Raw genomic sequence first — 20011 nt, 5'->3', positions numbered from 1 at the left:
TGGAAAGCTGTTTTTCCATATCTGATTTTTTCCAAAGAATACAATTCAAGCACTTTAAAACACTTATGTGTAATGAAACAAAAACTAATTATTTATTTTTTATTCTGCACTGCCTTAACCCAAGCCCAAAACAAAATGGATAATTGGTGGTACTTAGGATCATCCATAGGAGTCCATCCACTCAGTGGAGGTTGCAGTATTAATTTCACTTACGACTCAGCCTCAGTAGATACTACCCCGATTGATAATGATTTGCTTTGGACTTTGAGTATGATAAGTGACAGTAGTGGCAATTTGTTATTTTACAATGATATGAAGCGCGTATATGACAGAGATAACAATATTATGCCAAATGGCGATACATTAATGAATACCTGGAGTGTACTAAGCCCGAACGTAGGTGGGGGGCCTCAAGGTAGTATTATATTACCTTTAATTGACTCTATTCCTACCTATTATTTATTCTCTGTATCGGGTGAAAAAGATTTGGGACCTTTGTTACTTCCTGCTCACTTATACTTAGCAAAAATAGATATGTCACTCAATAATGGATTGGGGGCAGTTGTAAGCAAAAATCAAGCGTTAAACTATGCAAAAATGGATTTTTATATTAACGCTGTAAAGCACGGTAATGGACGAGATTGGTGGGTATTATGTCATTCGGCTGAAGGTGATACTTTTTACACCTTTTTACTAACACCTTATGGGGTAGATGGTCCTTTTACACAGGTTTATGGACACATTAATACATGGGCTGGGGGCCATAGTTCTCAATATGTTCAGTATTTCTCTCCCGATGGAACTAAGTATGTAAACTCCTCCAATAGGCGCATAAACCTTTATGATTTTGACCGTTGTACTGGTTTACTAAGCAATTGGCAAGAAAAAAAAATATGGGCAGCACCGGCTTTTTCACCCAATGGTCAAGTGCTTTATCTATCAACTGGTTTAGTAATTGAACAGTATGACTTATCTAAAACTAATTGGAAGGCAACTCGCGATACTGTCGCGGTATTCGATTCCATTGTCTTTGACAGTTGCGACTATGCTAAATTTAGTTGGCCATTTTTAGCATCTGATAATCGTATTTATATACCGGCATTTGGTTTTTGCAGACGCAATATTCATGTTATAGATTCACCAGATGTAGTTGGAGTTGGGTGTAAGGTTCTACAAAATAAGATTATTATGCCAAAGTTTCATAGTGGTACTATACCTCATTATCCCAATTACAGGCTTGGCCCTTTGCCTGGTAGTGTGTGCGATACATTGGGGTTGGGTGTACCGCCTGCCGGCACAAAGCCAATTGTTTCTATTGTACCAAACCCGGCAAAAGATTATTTTGAAATAAATGTAGGAACCATTAGTTTGAAAAATAAAATGCTAAAAATATTTGATGGGTATGGTAATTTGCTCAAATCAGTAATGTTGACAAATGATACCAACAACCGAGTTAGCACAGCGGAGTTAAGTAATGGGATATATTTTATTGCAATTGACAATGGAGCCATTGACCAATATCAAAAACTTGTGATAGTAAAATAGTAGTAAAACTTAATCAGGTATGGAAAGCTGTTTTTCCATATCTGATTTTTTCCAAAGAATACAATTCAAACACTTTAAAACACTTATGTGTAATGAAACAAAAACTAATTATTTATTTTTTATTCTGCACTGCCTTAACCCAAGCCCAAAACAAAATGGATAATTGGTGGTACTTAGGCACAAATATAGGCCAGCATCCTCTTAGTGGAGGTTGCAGTATTAACTTTACTTACGATAGTGCCTTTATTGATACAACTTCAATAAATAACGAATTTTTTTGGACTCTAAGTATGATAAGCGATAGTAGTGGTAAACTCCTCTTTTATAATGACATGAAAAGAGTGTATGATAGAAATAATAATGTTTTGCCGAATGGTGACACACTGATGAATACTTATGCTGTATTAAGCCCTAATTATGGAGGGTATGGACCACAATCCAGTATTATTTTACCACTTTTAGATACCTTACCTATTTACAATTTATTTTCCTTTTCACCTGAAAATGATATACCACCTTCTGTTTTACCATCACACTTATACTTAGCCAAAATAGATATGTCACTAAATAATGGTAATGGGGCTGTTATAAGTAAAAATCAAGCGCTAAATTGGAATAAAATGGATGGGTATATAAACGCTGTAAAGCATGGCAACGGTAGAGATTGGTGGGTATTATGCCATTCAGCAGAAGGCGATACTTTTTATACTTTTTTGTTAACCCCACAAGGAGTGAGTGGGCCATTTACGCAAATTTATGGCCATATCAACACTTGGGCTGGCGGGCATAGTTCGCAAGGTGTGCAGTATTTCTCTCCAGATGGCAGTAAATATGTAAATTGCTCCAATAAACGCATCAACCTATATGACTTTGACCGTTGTATAGGTTTGTTAAGTAATTGGCAAGAGAAAAAAATTTATGGTACGCCTATATTTTCTCCCAATAGCCAACTTTTATATTTGTCAACTGGATGGGCAATTGAACAGTATGACCTTACTAAAACAAATTGGAAGGCCACTCGTGATACAGTTGCGGTATTGGATTCTATTGTGTTTGACAGTTGTGATTATGAAGGATTTACCTGGCCTTATTTGGCGGCCGATAATAGAATTTATATACCTGGCGGAGGGGCTTGCAGGCGCAACATCCATGTAATAGATTCACCTGATGTAGTTGGTATAGGGTGCAAGGTTTTACAAAATAAAATTATTATGCCGCGGTTTCACAGAGGCACTATACCAAATTATCCAAATTATAGGCTTGGCCTTTGCCGGGCAGTTGCGATACATTGGGGTTGGGTGTACCGCCTGCCGGCACAAAGCCAATTGTTTCTATTGTACCAAACCCGCAAAAGATTATTTTGAAATAAATGTAGGAACCATTAGTTTGAAAAATAAATGCTAAAATATTTGATGGGTATGGTAATTTGCTCAAATCAGTAATGTTGACAAATGATACCAACAACCGAGTTAGCACAGCGGAGTTAAGTAATGGGATATATTTTATTGCAATTGACAATGGAGCCATTGACCAATATCAAAAACTTGTGATAGTAAAATAGTAGTAAAACTTAATCAGGTATGGAAATTTATAATTCCATATCACTTAGTTAACCATCTTTCTGAGTACATACTAACTGCATCACCTATTTGGAAAAATCGTAATGTCAATTCTTAGATTTATTTTGATACCATTTTAAGTTGCAAACCCAACTACAATTTTTTTGACACATATCAAGTTGTAATGCAATACAAATTACAAATCATGTTTTGCTGCAATTTTAAATCAAATCATATTATAAATAGAATTGGCGTTGATCCTAAACCTTTCCTTTTTGAAGATGTGACATTATCTTCTTATCGTAATGTGATTGAAAGCTCATCTACAAACTTGGTTACCAAAATTTATTCTCATATTCGTTTTCTAAAAAATATAACATCAGCAATGCATGAATTACCTTGCACACATATACCTCTCCGGTGAAAACGAGCTGATTCAAATTGGAAATTTTATTGCTGATCAACTAAAGGGTGTGGACAAAAGCATGTTTCATCCCGATATTCAAAAAGGGATTTTGTTGCATAAGCACATTGACAGCTACACCGATTCGCATCCGCGCGTACACCAAACCAAAAAGAGGCTGCACCCTACGGTAGGCAAGTATGCACCGGTTGTGTCAGATTTATATTATGATCACTTTTTGGCAATACAATGGCAACAGTATCATCATCAGCCTTTGTTGCATTATACGCAGCAATTTTACGACTTGCTTCACCAACACAAAGCTATTTTGCCCGAGCGCACGCGCTATATCCTCAATTACATCGAACCTAACAATTGGCTTTATAATTATCAGTATATCGAAGGCATGCAAAATGTTTTTCGTGGTATGAGCCGCAGAGCCCGTTTTGACAACAATATGGAACATGCTACCAACTATCTGGTTGCCGATTATGCGGAATACGAACAAGATTTTAATTCCTTTTTCCCTGACTTGATAGTAAGCTGCAAGCAATTCTGTTTAACCAATAGTTTCTAATCGATAGAAAAAGCTATAAAAATTAATTAAGTTCACAATTTTTAAAAATAAAAAATCAAGTGAACACAACATTTGCATCCAATTGAATTCTGCCTACATTTGCATGCTTTTTTCAGAAAAAAAATTCAAGACTCTATGAATAATTTATTGGGAATATTCACATCCTCAATTGGACGCAAGGTTTTAATGTCACTTACAGGGTTGTTCCTGGTTTTGTTTTTACTCATACACGTGGTTGGCAACTTGCAGTTGTTTCGTAATGACGATGGGTATGCCTTCAATACCTACACCATACTAATGACTTCCAACCCGCTTATCAAGACTGTATCGTATCTGCTTTATGCTACTATTGTAGCACATGCAGTATTGGCTTTGGTACTCACGCTTAAAAACATGAGTGCCCGCAAAAAGGGATATGGACAAACAAGCGGTGCTACAAGCAAATGGTCGGCTCGTAATATGGGAATACTGGGAACCATAATTCTTGTTTTTATTGTTGTACACATGAGCAATTTTTGGTACGAGTACAAATTTAGCGAAGTACCATGGGCTCAATATCTTACCAACCTTGAAACCAATGAAACCACCTTTACAGATATTACCGACATGGTGAAGCAAATGCCTGAGAAACCTAACTTTAAGTCACAAGAATTTTCAGCAGGAGCAAATAAGGTTTTAATAATCAAAAATCTGTATCACGAGGTAAAAACCGATTTTCAAAATGAACTATGGTTGGTATGCTTATATGTATTTAGTATGATAGCTCTATCGTTTCATCTATTGCACGGTTTTCAAAGTGCTTTTCAAACGTTGGGTATCAGACATAAGACTTATACACCCATTATTAAATTTGTGGGATATGCCTTTGGAATAATTGTTCCAATTCTGTTTGCTGCCATGCCTTTGTATTTCTATTTCAACAAATAAAATGAATTAAAATATCTGCCGAGGTAGCAACCATTACTATATAGGGTAATTATCAAAAGCAGAAATAGTAATAAACAAAAGAAAATATGCTCGACTCACGAATTCCTCCAGGGCCATTGGCCGATAAGTGGAAAAATGCTAAGTTTAAGTACAAACTAGTAAATCCGGCTAACAAGCGTAAGTATGATATACTTATAGTAGGAACCGGATTGGCAGGAGCTTCTGCAGCTGCATCACTGGCCGAGTTAGGGTACAATGTGAAAACATTTTGTTTTCAGGATAGTCCGCGCAGGGCACACAGTATTGCCGCTCAAGGAGGTATTAATGCTGCAAAAAATTATCGTAATGATGGCGATAGTGTTCATCGCTTATTTTATGATACACTCAAAGGTGGTGATTACCGTGCCCGCGAAGCTAATGTTCATCGTCTGGCCGAAGTAAGCGTTAACATTATTGATCAATGCGTGGCTCAAGGCGTACCTTTTGCCCGCGAATATGGCGGACTACTTGATAATCGCTCTTTTGGTGGTGCACAGGTGTCACGAACCTTTTATGCGAAAGGTCAAACCGGACAACAATTATTGTTGGGAGCATACTCTGCCATGAATCGTCAGATTAAGTCGGGGCAAATAAAATCATACACGCGCCACGAAATGCTTGACCTTGTGGTTGTTGATGGCCACGCCCGTGGCATCATTGTTCGCGATATGGTTACAGGTGCTATTGAACGCCATTCCGGCCATGCAGTATTATTATGCACCGGTGGCTATGGCAACGTTTTTTACCTTACAACCTATGCTCGTGGTAGCAATACCACTGCCATATGGCGTGCGCACAAGCGTGGTGCATTCTTTGGGAATCCTTGTTACACGCAAATACATCCTACCTGCATACCGGTAAGTGGCGATCATCAGAGTAAGCTTACACTGATGAGTGAATCTTTGCGTAACGATGGCCGTATATGGGTGCCCAAGAATTTATCAGATGTAGAAGCCTTGCGCTCAGGCAAGAAAAAAGGAAGTGATATACCTGAAGATGACCGTGATTACTACCTCGAAAGAAGGTACCCTGCGTTCGGAAATCTGGTGCCACGTGATGTAGCATCACGTGCAGCTAAAGAGCGCTGCGATGCCGGTTATGGCGTAAACGTTACCGGACAAGCTGTTTACCTTGACTTTGCCAGCAATATGAAAGAGAAGTATGGCAAACAAGAAGCCACCAAACTCGGAATTAAAAACCCTACCGATGCCCAAATGATTGAATTTGGAAAAGCGGTTGTTGCCGAGAAATATGGTAACCTCTTCGATATGTATAAGCAGATAACAGGAGAAGATCCCTATGTAGAGCCCATGCAGATTTATCCTGCCGTGCATTACACTATGGGAGGATTATGGGTTGACTATCATTTGCAAACCACCATTAAAGGTTTATTCGCATTAGGCGAAGCAAACTTTAGCGACCATGGAGCTAACAGATTAGGCGCCAGTGCACTCATGCAAGGTCTGGCCGATGGGTATTTTGTTATTCCTTCAACCATTGGCGACTACCTGGCCGATATTGAAAGGAAACCAATTTCGGCACAAAGCCCGGAATTTGACGAGGCTGAAAATGCTGTTAAAAACAGGGTACAACAACTATTAGCTACAAAGGGAACCAAAACAGTACACGAGTATCATCGTGAACTTGGTTTAATAATGTGGAATCATTGTGGCATGGAACGTACCGAAAGCGGCTTGAAAGAAGGCTTGGAAAAACTTAAAGTCTTGAAGACCGACTTTTGGAAAAATGTAAATGTGCCAGGAAGTGGCGATGAGCTTAATCAGAATCTTGAAAAAGCTTCACGTGTTGCCGATCTTATTGAGCTTGGACAGCTAATGATGATGGACGCCCTCGACCGTAACGAAAGCTGTGGAGGTCACTTCCGTGCTGAGTTTCAGGACGATGAAGGAGAGGCGCTACGCGATGATGAGAAATACAGCTATGCAGCAGCATGGCAATATATGGGCGAAGATGTACCTCAACAATTACACAAAGAAGATCTCAACTATGAGTTTGTGCAACGCAGTCAGCGGAGTTATAAGTAATTTGAAATATCTTTGATAGTTTGAATTAACTTCAAAAGGAAAAAGCTGGATTGTTCCGGCTTTTTTTTGATTTTGTTTTAGCCTTTGATGGCGTCCTTGGACACTGTTTCATAAAGTGTGTAAGATGAAAAAATTTGAATTATTTATTATCATTCAATCGCAAGTTGTTATTTTTTTATATTTACATCATGCTATTGAAGCTCAGCTATTGAGAAATTGATTTTTCTCATTTGCTTCACCATCATGAATTGATGTGTTATTTTGGAGAGCTTGAAGTTAATAGTCATTTTAAAAACATAAGAACATTTAAAACAAAAAAACATGAAACATTTATTATTTTTATTGACTATTGTGCTGGCTTCGATGTCAGTGCATGGACAGAACTTAAATTTCCCTGATTCAACTGCTATTTGGTCAGTTTACGATGAAAAATATTTCGTTGACGGTGACTCCACCTACAATTCGGTGAATTATAAAAAGTATCTTTTCACCAATGACAGTATTGTGACAACAGGAACATTTTTTGCCCTACTAAGGGAAGACACAGTTCAGAAAAAAGTTTTTTCAATTGCTTCAGGAAGCACTCAAGAGCAGTTGCTTTATGACTTCTCATTATCTGTAAATGACACAATCACTGTTTATCCCATTTCATTTATTTATTATTCTAGCCTATTTTAATTAAGGTGGACATAATTGACAGTATACTTATTGGAAACAATTATCACAAAGGTTAAAAATTTCTGGTATATCAGAACACAGGATTTGATGAATATTGGATTGAAGGAATAGGAAGCACCATGGGAATTTTTTAATAGCGGTGTAACTGGAATCGCAATTGCTGACATTTATTATCCTACACTTTTATGCTTTGAAAAAGACGGAGTTGTACTTTACAGCAATCCAAATTTTACAACTTGTTATCTAAACTATCCGATAGGAATTTCGAGAATTCACCCTGGTATAAGACTTCGTTATTCCCAAACCCATCAACAGGTTCTGTATTTATACAATCTGACTATGAAGTGTGGTCTTATAAAATTGAATCACTGGTTGGGCAATTAATAAAGCAAGAAAATGCTAATGCTAAAACATTTTTAGTCGACATTTCAAACTACGTAGATGGAGTTTATTTGGTAACTATAACAACAGATAAGGGAACCATGTTAAAGAAACTAATAAAGAAAGGTCTATAACATCGCCATTATAAATGTAGAGCTAAAGCGGTTAAATAAACTCGATTGATCTCAATTCAAGCGTGAGATTTTTTAAACAAATCTGTCACACCCGCCTTGTAGGCAGGTGACCATGCTGCAAAACATTTTGTGCAAGTATGTGTAAACAAAATCCACTTACTTATGTTTAGTAGTAATAAATTCACATAGCATAAATGGCCAACTATGTAATCAACTTTGGCGAAGTATTCCGTACCGATGGACCTGCTGGAGTAACGCATGCTTGGCGAATGCTTAGTAATAATGGAACCGCAGGAGCAAAATTTAATATTTTAAATCCAAATGGTACAAATAATATTAATATGGGTACAGTGCCACTTGGGGACTTTAATTTTTTTACAAATAACACCCAACGCATGACCATCATAGGCGTAGCGGGAGCCAACCAAGGTTATGTAGGTATTAATACAACCACCCCAACGTATACACTCACCGTTAACGGCACCATTGCTGCCAACAAAATAATTATTACAACCGAGAATGACGACAACATTTAATGGCTTTTATTTTGGAATCTCAAAAAGGTTTGATGGAGTTGAAGATAAGTGATAATGAGAGAAAAACTAATATTTGAAATCCGTCAAGTCTTTTAATTTTATATCAAGAGCAGCAGCTAATTCTTTGAGGTAAAAAATTGTCGGGTTAGTTCTTCCTGTTTCTATACGTTAAAGACTTTGTCTACCTTTATTCATATCAATACTTACTTGAAATTGTGTTAGCCCTTTAGCTTCACGCAATTTTTTAATATGTAATCCAAATTTTTTTAAATAGATAGACTTTTCCGACACCTCAACTTTACTTTGGGTGCTAAGATTCTTACCTGTACATAAATATTGGGCAACAGACGTGTTGCACACGTTAATTCATTTTATATCTTTACAAACATATTGCAAGTAACAATTGTATTTTTGAGTAAATTTTAAAAAATCTCAAAATGAAAAAAGTTCTGTTATTTAATTTTTTAATCTACTGTGATTATTGTTTAGCACAGCAAAACCTTGTGCCTAATTGGTCGTTTGAAGATACCTTGAATTGTGGACAAACAGTCTATCCGCAAATGGTTTGTTCTCCTTGGTTTAATCCAACTAATAGTACACCGGATTATTTTACCCCTTATTACTTAATACCTTGTGGTACACAACTTAATTATCCTGGTGTTGGTTATCAAGTAGCAAAATCTGGTGAGGCGTATTGTGGATTATTTTGTTGGGAACAGAATAATCAAAGGGAATATATTGAAGTAGCATTAAGCGACTCTTTGCAAGCAGGAAAAAAATATAAAATTAGTTTTTGGGCTTCAACAGCAGATGCAGCTAATTATCAAGTTGATAAACTTGGAGCAGCTTTAACAAAGGATTCTTTATTTGCATTAGGAGCAGGAAATATAAATTTTATTCCTCAGATAAATTCCATTGGTGGTATTTTGCTCACAGATACTATGAATTGGTTTCAGATAAATGGGGAATACATAGCTGCAGGGGGAGAAAAATTTATAACCATAGGAAACTTCTATGATAATTCAAATACTCAAGTTGATTCAATATATCCAAATAATGTAAATTTTTATGCAGCATATTATTTCATTGATGATGTTTCAGTAGTTGAAGACACTTCGTTATCAATAAATGTAATAGGATTGAATAAATGCGATGTTCGTTTTGAATTAAATGATGCATTTGAATTAAACTTTGAATCAAATTGCTCAATTGGAAAAATTTCTATGTGGAGCAGCGATGGAAAAATTGTTTATCAAACGGATGGCAAACTTTCAAATAGTAAAATCGAATTACATTCCAAATTAGCAAAGGGTATTTATTTTGCAAAAATATATTATCAAAATAACACTACACAAGTTTCTAAAATATTTATAAAGCACTAAAAAATTAAACGTAGGAAAAAAATTGTTTGTTTGATGTTACTCACAATAGTTTGTGAGGCATCTATAGCTCAAATTGAATGGAGATTATTAGGAAATTCAACTGTTGGTGCTAGTGACTATGTTGGATGCCAAGGACTTGCAAATTTAAATTTCCGCACCAATGCAAATCCTCGCATGCGAATCTTCAACGGTGCAGGCGGTCTCACCGGCAATGGTCCAACAACAGATGGTTTTGTAGGCATTGGTGATTTTGATTTTTTTACTGCTTCAAATTTACTGCATCAGCACTTGAATTTTAAACGAAGTAACTTTCATCAGTTTACAAATGATAATACTGGTGTAACAGCAACCGATGGCTCCCTATTTGGAATTGAATATCGCACAGCAACCAACTCTGGTGTAAATTATTCTATAGCGCAATAAGGCAAAAAAGAACGCCCCTAATTTGTTTTTATAATTTGTGTTTAACTGAAGTTGCCTAAATTTATTTACGTATGCAACCACATTATTCCTTTTTACTCCGTATATTAGTGTATTCAAAAAATATAAAAAATGAAAAATCTAATCGTACTTATTTCGTTGAAAATTATTTCTATCAATATTTTGATTGCTCAGACTTCTGAAATTAAACGCACAAACCATTGGTACTTTGGCGAAGGTATTGGAATTGATTATAGTAGCGGTGTACCTGTTCTTGATACACTAAGCCCCATGAGTCAACGCGAGGCATGTGCAGTAATGAGTGATACAGCAGGCAATCTTTTATTTTATACCGATGGTGATACTGTGTGGAACCAAAACCACATAATGATGACAAATGGATTTGATGTAGGTTGCGAAAGCAGCAGCAACGGAGCAGCCATAGTGCCCAACCCGGGCAACGATAGTATCTATTATTTATTTACTGTTGACTGTTGGGAAAATTTTGGTACGCATGGCTTGCGCTACACCGTAATAAATGTAAATGCAAACAATGGCTTAGGTGCTATTATACAAAAGAACGTGCAACTCTTTTCACCAAGCAGCGAGCAACTTGCTGTAACGCGCCATTGCGATGGCATTGATTTTTGGATAGTGGCACATGCTTACAGCGTAAATGCCTTTTATGCTTATAAAATAAATGCATTGGGTGTGGATACTGTGCCTGTTATTACAAATATTGGTGATACACTACCCGTGTGGACACCATTGGTAATGCAGGAAGTATGTGCTTTTCTCCTAATGGAGAAAAATTGTTTTGTAAATTTACGCAAAGGGTTAAGGCTTTTGATTTTGATTTAATTACTGGAGAATTAGATAATATGGTCGTTTTATCAACAGACTCGCAAGAATATGGTTGTGCATTTTCCCCAGACAATAGTAAACTATATATAGTGTTTTCAGGGCTTCCAATCCTGTTGGAGATATATTTCACAATACGAATTGAATAGAAACGATTCGCAATTAATTGTCAATTCAAAAATATTATATACTGGGTAAGTTATGCTCACAATGAGTTGCTTGGATTGCAACTAAATAAGAATGCGGGGATTAAAGTAGCATTTTATTATCAAGATTCTATAGGGTATATTCAAAATCCCAATAACTACGGAACCGCATGCAATTATCAAACTTTTCCTTTAACATTCAATGGTCGAATATGCAAAGAGCAGTTTCCAAATTTTAACACAAACTATTTTAACCCCAATGCATACATCTGTGGAAATGGAATTGCAGAAAACGGTAATTTAGAAATAAAATTTTTTCCTAACCCAGTTGAAGGCGAATTAATGCTCACAAATTTAAAAGGCAAATACAATCAGTTGGCTATTTTTAATGTAGATGGCAAGCATGTTTTATTTAAACAGATTAGCTATTTGAATGAAATAAAACTTGATGTAGAAAATCTTTCTTCAGGTATTTATTTTATCCAATTAAAAGAAAATAAATTCTCAAAAACTAAATCAATAAAATTTATAAAAATCAATAATTTTAAATAATACAAAATGGAAAAAAATAATAAAATAAAAATAGGCTTGCTTGCATTAGCAATCTTATTTTCGACACTAATAAATGCACAGTTTCAAATTACACCAGCAACATTTGGTGAATTTATGGGAACAGCACCTATAATTAGAGGCGTTGGCATTGGTAATTTTCCTTCGGGAGTAACTACCAACTCAGCCCTACATGTTAACACCAATTTTATGACAGCCTCAACTAATTATCCGGGAATAAACTTTGGAGAAGTATTCCGTACGGATGGCCCTGCGGGGGTAACACATGCTTGGCGCATGTTGAGTAATAACGGTACTGCAGGAGAAAAATTTAATATTTTAAATCCAAGCGGTACAGATAATATTAATATGGGTACAGTGCCACTTGGGGACTTTAATTTTTTTACAAATAACACCCAACGCATGACCATCATAGGGCGTAGCGGGAGCCAACCAAGGTTATGTAGGTATTAATACAACCACCCCAACGTATACACTCACCGTTAACGGCACCATTGCTGCCAGCAAAATAATTATTACAATCGAAAATAAGGAGCAAGATTTATTGGCAGTGATTGCTCAATTGCAAAGGGAGGTGGCGGAGTTGAGGGAAAAAATGACATTGCAGAGAAATTAATGTTTTATCTTTTCATCTATTACCCGGTTCATTTTAAGTATGATATAATCGCTTTTAGTTATCAACACACATAATTGTTTCGATTAAATTTTTTATTATTGCCTTATATAAGTTACTTATGAAAACTAAATTCAACATATTCAATTCAATTCAATTCAATTCCTTTTCTTTCGCTTGCTGTGCGGGCTTTTTGAGTATGTACGTTTTGTAAGCTCAATTTTTATCTTCAAAATAAATTTTCTCACCTATTATTTTTACAGTCTTTCACTTTACAATTTTAATAAAACAACAAAGCCATTTTTTGCACACCACATAAAGCAAGAAATACCGACACGGCTGCGCTTTTGTGCATAGCTACTTTTTTTGCACAACATTTTAGTTTTGAGGTGGAATGAATTTTTCTTCAAACTTCAAACTTTTAACTTCAAACTAAAATCACCCGCAGCCAAATTTTATTTATCTTTATACCAATTTATCGTTGTGCTATAAGTATTTTTATAAAAATAATTTCACTTAAATAAATTCTTCATCATGGGTAAGTATTGGTTTATTGTATTGTTGTTGGTTTATAGTTTTAATTTGCAAGCGCAAGTTAACTTGGTGCCTAATCCGAGTTTTGAACAATATGTGAGTTGCCCCAACAATACAAGCCAAGTAGATAGTTGCATTGGGTGGCATAGCGTTTTAGAATCACCCGATTACTATAATACATGTGCTCCCTATCCGGTTTGTATTCCTGATAATTTTTGCGGATACCAAAATAATTTTGATGGTAATGCTTATGTTGGGTTAGTCGCTTATGCTTGGTACATATTCGGCCGTGAAATAATTGGAGCTTCATTACTTGACACAATGGTTGTAGGAAATATTTACAATATTTCGATGCGTGTAAGTAGGGGTAATTGGACAAACCAAAACAGTAATAGTGCAGGCAGCAACAAGCTCGGCATGCGGTTTACAACTTACAGCTATAATAATTTTACAATTGCTGATATTTCAAATCAAGCACAAGTGTTTACTGATAGTATAATAAATGATACTGTAAATTGGACTTTGTTGAGCTGGAATTTTGTAGCCGACAGTGCTTACTCTAATATTTATATAGGTAATTTTTTTGACGACAATCATACCGATACTGTGAATGACGGTTCGCCATACGCCATTGCATATTATTTTATTGATAGTGTCAATGTTTCGTGCGTTGGCGCCAATTGCAATGTAGGTGTAGAAAGCATTCTTGATGTTGAGCCTCAAATTGTTTACAATGCAATCACGCATCAATTGAGTTTTGTTGATTTAGAAAATTTATACTATCAATTAAATATTGTCAATCTACTTGGGCAAGTTGTAAAATCGCAATCATGTACCGAAGCCACAATAATTGATTTATCGTTTTTAAACAAAGGAATTTATAATCTTATACTTTGCGATAATGCAAAGGTGTTAACAAAAAAAATATTTCGATAACAAGTTTAATCTTAAAATAAAATGAAAAAAATAATTTCAATAATAATAATTATGCTGCATATAAATGCAGCATATAGCCAATTAATCCCATGGTACTTAACTGGTAATACGCCAGTTTTAGGCAACTTCCTTGGCAGTACAAATGCCGCAGATGTAAACTTCCGAACCGCTAATTTGCAACGCATGACCATCATTGGAGTCGCTGGCGCAAACCAAGGGTTCATCGGCATGAACAACACAGCGCCCATTTTTAATTTAACTATAGGCGCAAATGGGCCATATCCGCCAAATCCAGGCCCATATCCTGATGGGGGTATTATTGCATTGGGTGGAATTAATTTAGGTAGTGAAAAACTAATATTTGAAATCAGTTAAGTCTTTTAATTTTATATCAAGAGCAGCAGCTAATTCTTTGAGGTAAAAAATTGTCGGGTTAGTTCTTCCTGTTTCTATACGTTAAAGACTTTGTCTACCTTTATTCATATCAATACTTACTTGAAATTGTGTTAGCCCTTTAGCTTCACGCAATTTTTTAATATGTAATCCAAATTTTTTTAAATAGATAGACTTTTCCGACACCTCAACTTTACTTTGGGTGCTAAGATTCTTACCTGTACATAAATATTAAGACAGACGTGTTGCACACGTTAATTCATTTTATATCTTTACAAACATATTGCAAGTAACAATTGTATTTTTGAGTAAATTTTAAAATCTCAAAATGAAAAAGTTCTGTTATTTAATTTTTTAATCTACTGTGATTATTGTTTAGCACAACAAAACCTTGTGCCTAATTGGTCCTTTGAGGATACAATAAATTGTAGTACTTGGAGCTATCCAACATTAATTTGTTACCCATGGTTTAATCCAACTATTAGTACTCCTGATTATTTTACGACTTATCCAAGTTGTGGAATTAATGTTTATACAAATTTACAAGGATATCAATTGCCCAAATCAGGCAATGCATTCAGTGGTCTTTTTTGCTACGAACAATCGGAGCAGCGAGATTATATCGAAATCTCATTGATTGATAGTTTGAAACATGGTCATAACTATGCATGTAGTTTTTGGGTATCGTTAGCAAATACATCACTTTTTGCAATTGATAAAATTGGAATGTGTTTCTCAAATGACACTATCAAAGATTATAATTCAGCATTAACACTAAATTATATACCCCAAATAGAAAGCACCTCAAATGTTATTTTAGAGGACACTTTAAATTGGGTACAGATTGGCGGCAATTTTATGGCAACAGGTGGCGAAAAATATTTGACGATTGGTACCTTTAGGGCAAATGCTTCTTTAAATGTACAGATAGTAAATGGTTGGTTTTATGCTGCATACTATTACATAGATGACATAAAAGTAATTGAAGATACTTCAACTTATATTCTTGAAACCATTGAAACAAAATTGCCATTTTTTTACAAAAACCCAATCGAGAGAGGAACTTCCTTAGTGCTCCAACACAATAAGCCTAACTTAGAAATAGAAGCAATAAGAATATACAATTCATCTGGATATGAAATGCAATCAAAAATATCACTGACTAAAAATGATATGGTTGAGATTAATACAAAAGATTTTGTTACAGGATTGTATTTCTTCTTACTTCTTGAAATTAACAAAAAACACTACACAATTAAATTCTTAATAGTCTAATTTTTAAAATAAAACAAAATGAAAAAATTACTGTTATTTTGTTTTTTAGTCTCTTCTAATTTAGGGTTTGCTCAGCAAAACCTTGTGCCTAACCCTTCATTCGAACAATACTCTGTTTGTCCAACTGAATTTAATCAAATGCAATACTGTATTGGATGGAGCTCTGCATCCGATAGCAACATAAATAATCAAACTCCAGATTTTTTGCACGGTTGTTCTTCTAATCCAATTGTTAGCCCGCCAGTGATACTGGATGCATACCAACAGCCGGTTTCCGGAATTTCATATGCCGGAATTGGTTGTTATTTTAGTTCACCTTTTCCAAACTTAAATGTACGAGAATATATACAGGCAGATTTATTAGATACTCTTTTGACCAATACAAAATATTATGTTTCATTTTATGCAATACTACTTGGAGCAACAAATATGGTCTATGCGACAAATAAACTTGGAGCATTATTTACAACAGAAAAATTTGGTCAAGGCAATTTTGCGCACCCAATAAACTTTGCGCAAGTACACTCAGATTCCGTTTTAGCCGACACGATAAATTGGTTTCATTTCATGGCTTCATTTGTTGCTGATTCAAGTTATAGGTTTATGACTATTGGCAATTTTTTTGATGATAATATTACGGACACATTAAATATTGGTAATCAATTTTCAATTGCCAGTTATTATTTAATAGATGACGTTTGTGTTAGTATTGATTCAAATTTATGCAACATTTCAAATTCTATATTTGAAAATAGCGACTTTGATTTAACCATCTATCCCAATCCATCAAATGATTATTTTCAAATCAAAAACTACTCTGAAAAAGGACGGTATTTTACTATTTACAATATGATTGGTTGCTTTGTTTCTAAATATTTTATTGATGCTAAAAGTGAAAGCAATATCGATTGTTCGAAATGGAATGCTGGTATTTATTTCCTTAAAACAACCACTCAGAATTATAAAATAAATGTCTTACATTAAAAATAACAATTTAATATTTAACAAAATGAACAGTAAAATTTCTTTGACAATTGTGATGCTAATACTTATGCAATGCGCATTGTATGGACAAACAACAATTCTCGGGAACAACAGGCCTGCAATCGGGCCTAACTTTTTAGGATGGAATAATTTAGGAACTCCAGGTACGCTTGAAATTCGAAATGACTTAGCGAATCAGCCAATCAATTTTTTCACCAACAACTTGCAACGCATGACTATTAGAGGGAATGATGGCTTCATAGGCATGAACAACCCTACCCCAATTTTTAATTTAACCGTAGGATCGAATGGGCCATATCCGCCAAATCCAGGCCCATATCCTGATGGTGGTATAATTGCATTAGGCACAAGTGGATTTGGCACTTTGTTGCCAAACGGATTACAAGATGCACGGATGATATGGTACCCGCGTAGTTCTGCATTTAGAGCAGGCGATGCCCAAGCTCCACTGTGGGATGATGTTAATATTGGGATAGGATCTGCTTGTTTTGGGCTTAATACGCAAGGAATGGGTGATGCCAGTTTTGCTGCGGGCAATACCTGTTGGGCAAATGGTGAAACAGCAGTTTCATTAGGAAAAATTAACTTTGCATTTGGCGCACAGAGTGTCACCATTGGATGCAATAATACATCGAACGACCAATTTGGTGTGACTGTTGGTTCTTTTAATACTTCAACAGGAATTGGAACTCATGGCTATGGAATATATGCAGATGCTTTATCCCCATATGCTAAAAGCTTTGGAAACTATGTACGCTCAAATGCGACCAATGCTTTTGTTATTGGTTCAGGCGTTGGCTTGTATGCAGGTTTTCCCGGTCTAACAAATCCTCTTACGAATACTATCAACCATTCATTAATGATTGGAATGAACAGTACTGCGCCCTCAATTTTTGTCGAAGGCGGTAATGGTGCTGCGGTTGCTGGCCAAGTAGGTATTAATACAACCACCCCACAAAATACTTTGGAAGTTAATAGCCCGTCAAATATACTTGGAAGTACATTCAGTGGGCTACGCTTTACTGATGTTAATAATGCTGTTAATCCACCTACCAATGCCACACAAGGTGTTTTAAGTTTAGATGCTAATGGTAATGTAATTTGGGTGCGTGATGATGATAACCCTGGATCGGGATTCATTAATGCATGTAGTACAGGCTTAACATTAAATTATTTGACCAAAGGATCGAATACAACTGAAATTTGCACTACTGTAGTACACGAAAATAATAATCATGATATTGGGATAGGAGTGGTTAATTCAAATGGTTCGCGTTTGTTTGTGCTGGCCGATAATGGGGCACTGGGCAATGGTGATAACGCTGGCGGAATTTATGTGAAGAATTTTCAAGATCCCAATAGTACCAATACTAACGCTCGCTCGTTGTATAGTGGTGATTTGGATGTGGCAACAAGTGGGTTAGCAGGCAGAGGAGATCTGTGATGGATGTAACAACCACCTCAGGTTCTGCAAGAGGGCTATCATTAAGTACTATATCAAAAGGTGGGCAAAGTACAGGCATATATAATGATGTACAAGGCAATGCCACAGCTTCATATGGTTTATATACTCGCGTAAATCCAGGCTCTTCCGGAACTTCAACAAATTGCACAGGGGTGTGGTCGAATTGCGAAAGTCCCAATTCTGTAAATAACCAAAGTGGCGATTTTAGTGCCCTTAATGCAACTAGCAGAAATTGGGCATTAAAGGGATATGCACAAAGTGTTAATAGCACAAGTGAAAACATAGGGGTATTAGCTGATGCAAATCGTGGACAAGGATACGGTGGCAGTAGCTATGGTGTAAAATGTTCAGCAACTGGTGGTGGTAGCGCTGGTACTAACTATGGAATATACTCAACTGCTATAAATGCAGGCACAAACTGGGCTGCCTATTTTGTTGGGCCAGGCTTCTCTGCGGCAACATGGATCACTGACTCAACCATTAAAAAAAATATTGTTGATTTAAGCAATGCTACAAACCTTATTACTCAATTATCGCCCAAAAGTTATGATTTTGATTTTCAAAAAAATCAATATCTGGGTCTTGATCAGGAACACCAATATGGTTTATTAGCACAAGAGGTTGAAAAGGTTATCCCATCAATCATAAAAGATGTTACAGACCCTGGTATGGTTGATTCACAGGGCAATGTTGTATCAGGCCCAACAACTCACAAAGCGATTAATTATACTCCGCTTATATCAATATTGATAGCAGGATTTAAAGAACAACAAACCCAAATAAATGATTTGAAAAATCAAATTTCAAATTGTTGTTCATCAAACAACAAAACGAAAGCAAATCAGATTGATGTAGAATTATCAAATTCGCAAACTATTATTCTGATCAAAATAATCCCAATCCATACAAGGATGAAACTACTATACGCTTTTATATACTATCAGTGTGCAGCAAGCTGCTATCATATTTGTAGATGCCAAGGGTACTGTACTAAAAGAGGTAACCATAACTGAAAAAGGAGCAGGCAGCATCCACGTTTACGCACCTGACCTTAGCAGCGGTATTTACACTTACACACTTATAGCAGATGGCAAAGTTGTGGATAGTAAGAAAATGATGAAGCAGTAAATTTGTTTTTTTTAAAATGGCAACTTTGGTTGCCAATAACAATAGTTATAGTACCAAATAATTGAAATAAGAAAGCAATACGCTCTTAGCATGCGATACCAGCAAGAGCACTAATTTTGAAATAATTACCAAAGAAAAAAGCCGGAACAGTCCGGCTTTTTATTATTTAAGAATGGAACGAAAGGAGAATTATACAGGCATTTCCTCTTCTATCATCGATTCGTAAAACTCATTATATGCATCCACATAGTTTTCTTCGGTATGCTTCAACACAGGCTTGCCCGATTTCTTAATGTATGCGGCAAATTCCTTTGGCATATCATCGCTTGCATTTACAAATGCATCGGAACGCGATAGGGCATTAAGGATGATGTTATTATACGATGGATCTTTCAGATCTTTTATTTCGGCAGCGGTCATTCCGTCCATCAAAAGCTTTTTGCTATAGTTGGCATTAAA

At 35.8% G+C, this 20011-nt stretch carries 21 protein-coding genes; 20 read left to right on the top strand and 1 reads right to left on the bottom strand.

The features are described from left to right. Nucleotides 1-72 precede the first annotated feature (72 nt). The 20 genes from IPO27_09760 (at nt 73) to IPO27_09665 (ending at nt 19437) form a co-directional block, all read left to right on the top strand. Nucleotides 73-1545, top strand: coding sequence for a T9SS type A sorting domain-containing protein (locus tag IPO27_09760; GenBank protein MBK8846799.1), 1473 nt, complete (start codon nt 73-75; stop codon nt 1543-1545). A 92-nt stretch (nt 1546-1637) separates the two neighbouring features. Further along, complete coding sequence (locus IPO27_09755) at nt 1638-2909, top strand: hypothetical protein (GenBank protein ID MBK8846798.1); 1272 nt, start codon at nt 1638-1640, stop codon at nt 2907-2909. 62 nt (nt 2910-2971) lie between these two features. After that, nucleotides 2972-3106, top strand: coding sequence for a hypothetical protein (locus IPO27_09750; protein ID MBK8846797.1), 135 nt, complete (start codon nt 2972-2974; stop codon nt 3104-3106). A 387-nt stretch (nt 3107-3493) separates the two neighbouring features. After that, nucleotides 3494-4084 (top strand): DUF479 domain-containing protein, encoded by a 591-nt coding sequence (locus tag IPO27_09745; protein ID MBK8846796.1) that lies wholly within the window; start codon nt 3494-3496, stop codon nt 4082-4084. A 135-nt stretch (nt 4085-4219) separates the two neighbouring features. Then, the gene (locus tag IPO27_09740; protein MBK8846795.1) at nt 4220-5011 is read left to right on the top strand and encodes a succinate dehydrogenase cytochrome b subunit; all 792 of its coding nucleotides are present in this window, start codon (nt 4220-4222) and stop codon (nt 5009-5011) included. Between the two features lie 86 nt (nt 5012-5097). Next, nucleotides 5098-7095, top strand: coding sequence for a fumarate reductase/succinate dehydrogenase flavoprotein subunit (locus IPO27_09735; protein MBK8846794.1), 1998 nt, complete (start codon nt 5098-5100; stop codon nt 7093-7095). Between the two features lie 321 nt (nt 7096-7416). Further along, a complete protein-coding gene (locus tag IPO27_09730) occupies nt 7417-7773 on the top strand; it encodes a hypothetical protein (protein MBK8846793.1) in 357 nt (118 codons plus the stop codon). Nucleotides 7774-8009: 236 nt separating this feature from the next. Next, a complete protein-coding gene (locus tag IPO27_09725) occupies nt 8010-8288 on the top strand; it encodes a T9SS type A sorting domain-containing protein (protein MBK8846792.1) in 279 nt (92 codons plus the stop codon). 194 nt (nt 8289-8482) lie between these two features. Next, nucleotides 8483-8824, top strand: coding sequence for a hypothetical protein (locus IPO27_09720; GenBank protein MBK8846791.1), 342 nt, complete (start codon nt 8483-8485; stop codon nt 8822-8824). 437 nt (nt 8825-9261) lie between these two features. Then, nucleotides 9262-10206 (top strand): T9SS type A sorting domain-containing protein, encoded by a 945-nt coding sequence (locus IPO27_09715; protein ID MBK8846790.1) that lies wholly within the window; start codon nt 9262-9264, stop codon nt 10204-10206. Between the two features lie 33 nt (nt 10207-10239). Continuing rightward, nucleotides 10240-10629: a hypothetical protein gene (locus IPO27_09710; protein MBK8846789.1), complete on the top strand. Its 390-nt coding sequence runs from the start codon at nt 10240-10242 to the stop codon at nt 10627-10629. Between the two features lie 129 nt (nt 10630-10758). Further along, nucleotides 10759-11487 (top strand): hypothetical protein, encoded by a 729-nt coding sequence (locus IPO27_09705; protein MBK8846788.1) that lies wholly within the window; start codon nt 10759-10761, stop codon nt 11485-11487. Nucleotides 11488-11702: 215 nt separating this feature from the next. After that, on the top strand, nt 11703-12185 hold the full coding sequence (locus IPO27_09700; protein ID MBK8846787.1) for a T9SS type A sorting domain-containing protein: 483 nt from the start codon (nt 11703-11705) through the stop codon (nt 12183-12185). A 6-nt stretch (nt 12186-12191) separates the two neighbouring features. Then, the gene (locus IPO27_09695; protein MBK8846786.1) at nt 12192-12656 is read left to right on the top strand and encodes a hypothetical protein; all 465 of its coding nucleotides are present in this window, start codon (nt 12192-12194) and stop codon (nt 12654-12656) included. 694 nt (nt 12657-13350) lie between these two features. Further along, nucleotides 13351-14286 carry a T9SS type A sorting domain-containing protein gene (locus IPO27_09690; protein MBK8846785.1) on the top strand — a complete coding sequence of 312 codons (936 nt, stop codon included), beginning with the start codon at nt 13351-13353 and terminating at the stop codon, nt 14284-14286. Nucleotides 14287-14307: 21 nt separating this feature from the next. After that, complete coding sequence (locus tag IPO27_09685; GenBank protein MBK8846784.1) at nt 14308-14661, top strand: hypothetical protein; 354 nt, start codon at nt 14308-14310, stop codon at nt 14659-14661. Nucleotides 14662-15072: 411 nt separating this feature from the next. Next, nucleotides 15073-15954: a T9SS type A sorting domain-containing protein gene (locus IPO27_09680; GenBank protein MBK8846783.1), complete on the top strand. Its 882-nt coding sequence runs from the start codon at nt 15073-15075 to the stop codon at nt 15952-15954. Nucleotides 15955-15972: 18 nt separating this feature from the next. After that, nucleotides 15973-16938: a T9SS type A sorting domain-containing protein gene (locus IPO27_09675; protein ID MBK8846782.1), complete on the top strand. Its 966-nt coding sequence runs from the start codon at nt 15973-15975 to the stop codon at nt 16936-16938. 25 nt (nt 16939-16963) lie between these two features. After that, nucleotides 16964-18403 (top strand): hypothetical protein, encoded by a 1440-nt coding sequence (locus tag IPO27_09670; GenBank protein ID MBK8846781.1) that lies wholly within the window; start codon nt 16964-16966, stop codon nt 18401-18403. Beyond that, the gene (locus tag IPO27_09665) at nt 18403-19437 is read left to right on the top strand and encodes a tail fiber domain-containing protein (protein ID MBK8846780.1); all 1035 of its coding nucleotides are present in this window, start codon (nt 18403-18405) and stop codon (nt 19435-19437) included. The genes IPO27_09670 and IPO27_09665 overlap by 1 nt, the downstream gene beginning before the upstream one ends. A 304-nt stretch (nt 19438-19741) precedes the next feature. Here the strand turns inward: IPO27_09665 and IPO27_09660 are convergent, their stop codons facing one another. After that, entirely contained in the window at nt 19742-19981 is a 240-nt protein-coding gene (locus IPO27_09660) for a hypothetical protein (protein MBK8846779.1), read from the bottom strand. Nucleotides 19982-20011 lie beyond the last annotated feature (30 nt).

The sequence above is a fragment of the Bacteroidota bacterium genome (assembly GCA_016714535.1).
In the GTDB taxonomy this organism is placed as follows: domain Bacteria; phylum Bacteroidota; class Bacteroidia; order AKYH767-A; family OLB10; genus JADKFV01.
This window is presented reverse-complemented; position numbering and strand designations above follow the sequence as displayed.